The organism is Nocardia tenerifensis NBRC 101015 (assembly GCF_000308715.1).
GTDB classification, from domain to species: domain Bacteria; phylum Actinomycetota; class Actinomycetes; order Mycobacteriales; family Mycobacteriaceae; genus Nocardia; species Nocardia tenerifensis.
The window spans coordinates 1-2,419 of sequence record NZ_BAGH01000171.1; the positions used below are offsets into that span (position 1 = coordinate 1).

The 2,419-nt window shown below is 69.0% G+C and carries 3 protein-coding genes; 2 read left to right on the forward strand and 1 reads right to left on the reverse strand.

All coding sequences use genetic code 11. The features are described 5' to 3' along the window. Positions 1–906: 2Fe-2S iron-sulfur cluster-binding protein (locus ON39_RS13635; protein WP_040734283.1), on the forward strand; the 906-nt coding region annotated here is incomplete at its 5' end. 15 nt (positions 907–921) lie between these two features. After that, on the forward strand, positions 922–2,235 hold the full coding sequence (gene paaK, locus ON39_RS13640; RefSeq protein WP_040734284.1) for a phenylacetate--CoA ligase PaaK: 1,314 nt from the start codon (positions 922–924) through the stop codon (positions 2,233–2,235). A 2-nt stretch (positions 2,236–2,237) separates the two neighbouring features. On the opposite strand, the gene ON39_RS13645 is transcribed toward paaK, so the two are convergent. Continuing rightward, a partial coding sequence (locus tag ON39_RS13645; protein ID WP_040734286.1) for a helix-turn-helix domain-containing protein occupies positions 2,238–2,419 on the reverse strand: 182 nt, incomplete at its 5' end.

Below are 2,419 nucleotides of genomic sequence, written 5' to 3' on the forward strand. Positions count from 1 at the left end.
GTCGAGCATCGCCACTCCTACTCCATCTGCGCGCCGGCGGGCTCGCCGCCGCGGGTCGGCGTGCGCGAGGTGAGCGACGGGCTGTTCTCCTCGTGGCTGGTGCATCAGGTCAGGGCGGGCGACGAGATCGAGGTCCAGGGACCGACCGGCACGTTCGTCGCCGACCCGGCGCGGGGCGGCAGGCACGTGCTGATCGCCGCCGGGTCCGGCATCACGCCGATGCTCTCGATCGCGTCGTCCATGCTGGCCAACCCGGCGGCAGAAGTCGTTCTGCTGTACGGCAATCGGCGCACCCGGTCGGTGATGTTCGCCGAGGAGATCGCCGACCTCAAGGACCGGTTCGGTCCGCGCCTGCACCTCATCCACGTGCTCTCGCGCGAGCCGCGCGAGGTCGAACTCTTCAGCGGCAGACTGGATGCCCGGCGCCTGCGCGAAATCCTGTGCGCGGTAGTGCCGGTCGCCGAGATCGACCACTTCTGGCTCTGCGGCCCGCACGGCATGATCACCGACGCGCAAGGCGTGCTCGCCGCACTCGGCATCGACCGGAGCCGAATCCATCACGAGCTGTTCTACGTCGGCGACGTCCCGCCGCCGCCCGAGCGGCACCGCGAACCCGGCGTGACCGGCCCGACCAGCGAGGTCACCCTCACGCTCGACGGCCGGTCGGTCACCGGTGCGATCCCGAGGGACGAGTCGGTGCTCGACTCCGGTTCGCGCATGCGCTCGGATCTGCCCTTCGCGTGCAAGGGCGGCGTCTGCGGCACCTGCCGCGCCGTGGTCACCCGCGGCGAGGTGGAGCTGCGCCGCAACTACGCGCTCGACGAGTCCGAGGTCGCCGCCGGATTCGTGCTCACCTGCCAATCCTTTCCCTTAAGTGACACCCTGCAAGTCGATTTCGACGTCTGACCCTGGAGCTCTGCGATGACCGGCGTGGTACCGACCCCCACCGACACCCCCGACTCGGATATCGAATTCGCCTCGCGGGACCGCATTTCCACGCTCCAGCTAGAACGGCTGCGCTGGTCGCTACACCACGCGTACACCAACGTGCCGCATTACCGGCGCGCGTTCGACGACGCCGGAGTCCATCCGGGCGATCTGAAGGACCTCGGCGATCTGGCCAAGTTCCCGTTCACGACGAAAAAGGAACTGCGCGCGAACTATCCGTTCGGCATGTTCGCGGTGCCGCGAGATCGGGTGTCGCGCATCCACGCGTCCTCCGGCACCACCGGCTGGCCGACCGTCGTCGGCTACACCGCGAACGACCTCGGCAACTGGGCCGAGCTCGTCGCGCGGAGCCTGCGGGCCGGCGGGGTCAAGCCCACCGACATCGTGCACGTCGCCTATGGCTACGGGCTGTTCACCGGCGGGCTCGGCGCGCATTACGGCGCGGAACGGCTGGGCTGCACCGTGATTCCGATGTCCGGCGGGATGACCGAGCGTCAGATCCAGCTCATCGCCGACTTCCGGCCCGACGCGATCCTCGTCACGCCCTCCTACATGCTCACCATCGCCGACGCCATGGTCGCCAAGGGCCTCGACCCCGCCGCCACCTCGCTGCGGATCGGGGTGTTCGGGGCCGAACCCTGGACCGAGCGGATGCGCGACGAGATCGAGCAGACCCTCGCCATGGACGCCGTCGACATCTACGGACTCTCCGAGGTGATCGGCCCCGGCGTCGCCATGGAGTGCGTGGAAACCAAAGACGGACTGCACATCTGGGAGGACCACTTCTATCCGGAGGTCATCGATCCGGAGACCGGCGCGGTGCTGCCGGACGGCGCGGAGGGCGAGCTCGTGTTCACCTCGCTGTCGAAGGAGGCGATGCCGATCGTGCGCTACCGCACCCGCGACCTGACCCGCCTGCTGCCGGGGACCGCCCGCACCATGCGCCGCATGCAGAAGGTCACCGGGCGCAGCGACGACATGATCATCCTGCGCGGGGTCAACCTGTTCCCCACGCAGATAGAGGAACTCATCCTGACCGTCCCGGCGCTGGCGCCGCAGTTCCACTGCGTGCTCGAACGCACCGGCCGCATGGACACCTTGACCATCCGGGTCGAGGCCCGGCCCGCCGTCCTCCATGATCAGTACTCCACCGCGTCGACCGCCCTGCGCACGCTGATCAAAGACCGTGTGGGCGTGACCGTTTCCGTACAGGTCGTCGCGCCCGGGGCGATCGAACGCTCGATCGGCAAGGCGCGCAGGGTGATCGACAACCGGCCGACGGACTGAGTTCAGGTTTCGCCCATGGCGAAGGCGAGTTCGGTCCGGCGGGAGATCTCGAGCTTGCGATAGACGCGGGTGAGGTGCTGCTCGACCGTGCTGGTGGTGATGTCGAGGGCGGCGGCGATGTCGCGGTTGCGTTTGCCGCGCGCGGCGAGGGCGGCGACGCGGCGTTCGGCCGGGCTGAGGGCGT

Excerpts from the sequence above, each read along its gene's own strand:
- paaK (WP_040734284.1), top strand. The coding sequence starts at position 922 with ATGACCGGCGTGGTACCGACCCCCACCGACACCCCCGACTCGGATATC.